Source organism: Nocardia sp. NPDC003183 (assembly GCF_053590715.1).
Window position 1 is genome coordinate 622,819 of record NZ_JBSFTG010000001.1, and the last position, 5,340, is coordinate 628,158.

Genomic DNA, 5,340 nt, shown 5'->3' on the forward strand with positions numbered 1-5,340 from the left:
TCGTGCCGGCCGGCGGCCGAGTATGGGAGGCAGGACTTACTCATGAGCGAGATGCGTGTCATCGGCATCCGTGTCGAGCAGCCACAGAACCAGCCCGTGCTGCTGCTGCGGGAGGCTTCGGGGGAGCGGTATCTGCCGATCTGGATCGGGCAGGCCGAGGCCACCGCGATCGTGCTCGAGCAGGAGGGGGTCACGCCGATCCGTCCGCTCACTCACGATCTGATCAAGATTCTGATCACCGAGCTGGGACACACACTCAAGGAAGTGCGGATCGTGGATCTGCAGGAGGGCACCTTCTACGCGGATCTGGTCTTCGACGGCGATCTACGGGTCTCGGCGCGACCGTCGGACTCGGTGGCGATCGCCTTGCGCGTCGGGTGCCCGATCTACGCCGAAGAGCCGGTGCTCGCCGAGGCGGGCTTGGTGATGCCCGACGAACGCGAGGACGAGGTGGAGAAGTTCAAGGAGTTCCTGGAGTCGGTCTCGCCCGACGACTTCAAGGCGACCGACAGCTGATCACGATCTTCTAAACCTTAAGTAGAGGTCCAGGGAATCGCGGCGTTTGGTGCTTGGTGTGACAACACCGCAGGTCCGACAATGGCAGGAGTAACCTCGAAAGTCGGGCAACATCCGTCGTGACTCCGACCCGAGAACGTCGGCAGAAGGAGCGATCAGTGGAAGAACAAACGCAGGATGTCGTACAGCCTGGCTTGTTCCCGGACGACTCGGTTCCGGACGATCTGGTCGGCTACCGGGTGCCGAGCGCGTGTCAGGTCGCCGGTATCACCTACCGTCAGCTCGACTACTGGGCCCGGACCGGGCTGGTCGTGCCGTCGATCCGTGGTGCGGCGGGGTCGGGCAGCCAGCGGCTGTACTCGTTCAAGGACATCCTTGTCCTCAAGATCGTGAAGCGGCTGCTGGACGCGGGCATCTCTTTACAGAACATCCGGATCGCCGTCGATCACCTGCGCAGTCGTGGCGTGGGCGATCTGGCCGGGATCACCCTGTTCTCCGACGGCACCTCGGTGTACGAGTGCACCTCACCCGAGGAAGTCGTCGATTTACTGCAGGGCGGCCAGGGAGTCTTCGGGATCGCCGTCGGTGGCGCCATGCGTGAGCTGACCGGCGCGATCGCGGACTTCCCGGCAGAACGAGCCACCGCCATCACCGACCGCCCCGAAGACGAGCTCTCTTTTCGACGCAAGGTGAGGGAGAACCGGAAAACCGGTTAGTCGTGCCGACCGGCCGTCTCCACTCGGCCGCGTTTGCCGCCCAGCCCCGCACCTGAGTCCGGCCCGAAGGCGCGGAGAGGCGCGACAGTGATCAGCACTACACCCCCGGCGGGCCCCTGGTGGCGCGACCGGGGGTTCGCTGCATCTAGAATCGGTGGTGCGTCGCCGCCGTGCGGGAGAGTCCTCGGTTCGTGAGAATCGGGGCGCCGAAGGAGCAGCACCTCCCCGTCAATCTCTCAGGCAACAGGGACCGCACGGTGATTCGACGCCTCTGGAAAGCGGTGGCATCCGGCTGCCCGCCCACGGGGAAAGGGGCACGGTCTTCCCGTTTCGGGGGCCGGGTTTCCGAATCTCTCAGGCGCACAGACAGAGGGGGAGGGCTGGTACCCGTCGACCATGAGGTCGACCCGCCCGACCTGGAGCTGCCGTGACCCGTTCGTTCGCCGACCGCCACATCGGACCCGATTCCGGCGAACTCGCCCGGATCCTCGCGACCATCGGCGTCGAGTCCCTCGACGCGCTCGCGACCACGGCGTTGCCCGCCACGATCCTCGACGAGTCCGGCCTCGGCGCGCTGCCCGCGCCCGCCTCCGAGCACGAGGTGCTCGAGGAACTGGCCACGCTGGCGCAGGCGAACACCGTCGCCACCTCGATGATCGGTCTGGGCTACTACGACACCCTCACCCCGCCGGTGCTGGTGCGCAATCTGCTCGAAAACCCCGCCTGGTACACCGCCTACACCCCGTACCAGCCCGAGATCAGCCAGGGCAGGCTCGAGGCGCTGCTCAACTTCCAGACCATGGTGTCGGATCTGACCGGCATGGACGTCGCCAACGCCTCCATGCTCGACGAGGCCACCGCCGCGGCCGAGGCGATGACGCTGCTGCGCCGCGCGGGCAAGTCCAAGTCGAACCGGCTGCTGATCGACGCCGATCTGTTCCCGCAGACCAAGACCATCATCGGCACCAGGGCCGAGCCGCTCGGCATCGAGATCATCGAGGCCGACCTGTCGACCGGGGAGCTGCCGGAGGGCGAGTTCTTCGGCGTGATCGTGCAGACCCCGGGCGCCTCGGGCCACATCGTCGACTGGACCTCGCTGTTCGCCGCCGCCCACGAGCGCGGCGCACTGGTCGCCGCCGGCGCCGATCTGCTCGCGATGACGTTGAGCACCCCGCCGGGTGAACAAGGTGCCGACGTGTGCTTCGGTACCACCCAGCGCTTCGGCGTGCCGATGGGCTTCGGCGGCCCGCATGCCGGTTACCTCGCCGTGCGCACCGCCTTCGCCCGCCAGTTGCCCGGTCGCCTGGTCGGCGTGTCCGTCGACGCCGACGGCGCGCCCGCATACCGTCTGGCGCTGCAGACCCGTGAGCAGCACATCCGCCGCGAGAAGGCCACCTCGAACATCTGTACCGCCCAGGTGCTGCTGGCGATCGTCGCCGCGATGTACGCGAGCTACCACGGTGCCAACGGCCTGCGCGCCATCGCGCGCCGCGTGCACCAGCACGCCGCTGCCGTCGCGACCGGCCTCGGTGGGGCCGTGGTGCACAGTGCCTTCTTCGACACCGTGCTCGCCCACGTGCCCGGCGGCGCGGAAGCGGTTGTCGCCAAGGCGAAGTCGAAGGGGATCAACCTGCGCCTGGTCGACGCCGACCACGTCGCCATCGCCTGCGACGAGGCCACCACCGACGCGCATGTCGCGGCCGTCGTCGAATCCTTCGGCACCGCACTGACTCCCGACGCGGGCGCGGGCGCCGAGCCCGCTGCGATCGAGACCCGCACCTCGGACTACCTGACCCACCCGGCGTTCACCCGCCACCACACCGAGACCGCCATGTTGCGCTATCTGCGCGCGCTCTCGGACAAGGACATCGCACTGGACCGCAGCATGATTCCGCTCGGTTCGTGCACGATGAAGCTCAACGCGACCGCGGAGATGGAGCCCATCACCTGGCCCGGCTTCGCCCGCCTGCACCCCTTCGCGCCCACCGAGGACACCCCCGGCATCCGCACGCTGATCGCCGACCTCGAGCGGTGGCTGGCCGAGATCACCGGCTACGACGCGGTGAGCCTGCAGCCCAATGCGGGTAGTCAGGGCGAGTACGCGGGCTTGCTCGCGATCCGCCGCTACCACCTCGATCGCGGTGACGACCACCGCGACACCTGCCTCATCCCGTCCAGCGCGCACGGGACCAACGCCGCCTCGGCGGCCATGGTCGGCATGCGCGTCGAGGTGGTCAAGTGCCGTGCGAACGGTGACGTCGACCTCGACGACCTGCGCGCCAAGATCGCCGACCACGCCGACCGGCTGGCCTGCATCATGATCACCTACCCGTCCACCCACGGCGTCTACGAGCACGAGGTCGCCGAGTTGTGCGCGCTCGTGCACGATGCCGGCGGCCAGGTGTACGTCGACGGCGCGAACCTCAATGCCCTTGTCGGCCTTGCCCGTCCGGGCCGGTTCGGCGGCGACGTGAGCCACCTGAACCTGCACAAGACCTTCTGCATCCCGCACGGCGGCGGCGGCCCCGGCGTCGGCCCGGTCGCGGTGGGTGCGCACCTGGCGCAGTACCTGCCCGGTGACCCGCTCGAAGCCGGTTCGCACGCGGTGTCGGCGGCGAACTACGGTTCCGCGTCGATCCTGCCGATCACCTGGGCCTACATCCGGATGATGGGCGCCGAGGGCCTGCGCGCGGCGACGCTGACCGCGATCGCGTCGGCCAACTACATCGCCCGCCGCCTCGACGCTTACTTCCCGGTGCTCTACACCGGCGAGAACGGCATGGTCGCCCACGAGTGCATCCTGGATCTGCGGGAGATCACCAAGCAGACCGGCGTCACCGTCGACGATGTGGCCAAGCGACTGGCCGACTACGGTTTCCACGCGCCGACCATGAGCTTCCCGGTCGCGGGCACGCTGATGGTGGAACCCACCGAGAGCGAGAACCTCGAGGAGATCGACGAGTTCATCGCCGCCATGATCGCCATCCGTGGTGAGATCGACCAGGTGGCGGCCGGGGTGTGGCCGGTGACCGACAACCCGCTGCGCGGTGCGCCGCACACCGCTGCCAGCCTGGTAGCCGAGTGGAACCATCCGTACAGCCGGGAGACCGCGGTGTACCCGCGCGGTATCGGCCATGCTCGTCCGAAGGTTTGGCCTTCCGTGCGGCGCATCGACGGTGCGTTCGGCGACCGTAATCTGGTGTGCTCGTGCCCGCCGCTGGATGCCTACGAAGACTGACCGGTAGTCCTGACAACGGGCCCCGCCGATAAGGTCGGCGGGGCCCGTTGTCGTCTGTGCGGGCCAGGTGACGTTGCAGTCGCGGCATGGTTGCCGAAAGTGAATTCTCATCGGCCGTAATGGCGGCGCGTCACATACCGATTGCCTCGTTTTCGGCTATTCAGGGAATGTCCAGTATGTCTCGCGCCGTCAAATGGTCTCACTATTGAGTCAAGCCCCAAATGTTGGTGGCAACCGAATTGGTATATCCGCCGCGCGACACGCGCACAATCGGGATGTCCCCAACAAATCCGGGCTCTGGTTTCGCTCTCGGCATTCCGGGGGAGTGTCGAATGTCGACGCGGCAGTAATCGACAGATTCGGTCAGTCGATCAGTTCGGCTGAATTGTTTGCAAAATTTGCCGTACACGCTGGGGATGTGCGGTATCGAGACCGGAGATCGCACAGGTGGCGATCGGTCCGCATCGCGAGCGGCAGCGCTATGTCTGCGAACCTAGCGCCTGGACCTGCAGTGCTCTCGGAATATTGGTTTCGCGTGGAATGTCCGGATTCGTGATCGATCTGAATTGAATTGTTACTAGTGTGTTCCCCGTAAATCGTATGCCGGTTGTTAGCTGTCAGGCTAATCTCGGGGAGATGTTTCGGGTAGTAACCGGATGGGTACCGCACCTCGCGGGATGTCGGATCGGTGTCTAACGGATCCGTATCGGTCCTGAGAACAGCAAGGGGAATACGTATGGCTGCTCGGCAGTGAACGGACCCCGCATTCGGCGGTTGTGGTACACGTTGTTACGTGGGGTAGGAAAGCGCACGGATGTCCATACTCGGGGTCCGTGTTAGGTCGATAGCCATGCGAGGGGTCGGGTAATC

Annotated in this window: 3 protein-coding genes and 1 riboswitch; all 3 genes read left to right on the top strand. The window is 66.3% G+C overall.

Going from position 1 to position 5,340, the window contains the following annotated elements; translation table 11 throughout:
• The first annotated feature begins 42 nt into the window (after positions 1-42).
• The 3 genes from ACWDXS_RS02920 (at position 43) to gcvP (ending at position 4,470) form a co-directional block, all read left to right on the top strand.
• Positions 43-516 carry a bifunctional nuclease family protein gene (locus ACWDXS_RS02920; protein ID WP_067446263.1) on the top strand — a complete coding sequence of 158 codons (474 nt, stop codon included), beginning with the start codon at positions 43-45 and terminating at the stop codon, positions 514-516.
• Between the two features lie 158 nt (positions 517-674).
• Positions 675-1,232, top strand: a complete 558-nt coding sequence (locus tag ACWDXS_RS02925) for a MerR family transcriptional regulator (RefSeq protein WP_131816826.1) — start codon at positions 675-677, stop codon at positions 1,230-1,232.
• A gap of 163 nt (positions 1,233-1,395) precedes the next feature.
• Positions 1,396-1,495: riboswitch (glycine riboswitch) on the top strand.
• 164 nt (positions 1,496-1,659) lie between these two features.
• Complete coding sequence (gene gcvP, locus ACWDXS_RS02930) at positions 1,660-4,470, top strand: aminomethyl-transferring glycine dehydrogenase (protein ID WP_449961333.1); 2,811 nt, start codon at positions 1,660-1,662, stop codon at positions 4,468-4,470.
• Positions 4,471-5,340 lie beyond the last annotated feature (870 nt).

Excerpts from the sequence above, each read along its gene's own strand:
- ACWDXS_RS02920 (WP_067446263.1), top strand. The coding sequence starts at position 43 with ATGAGCGAGATGCGTGTCATCGGCATCCGTGTCGAGCAGCCACAGAAC.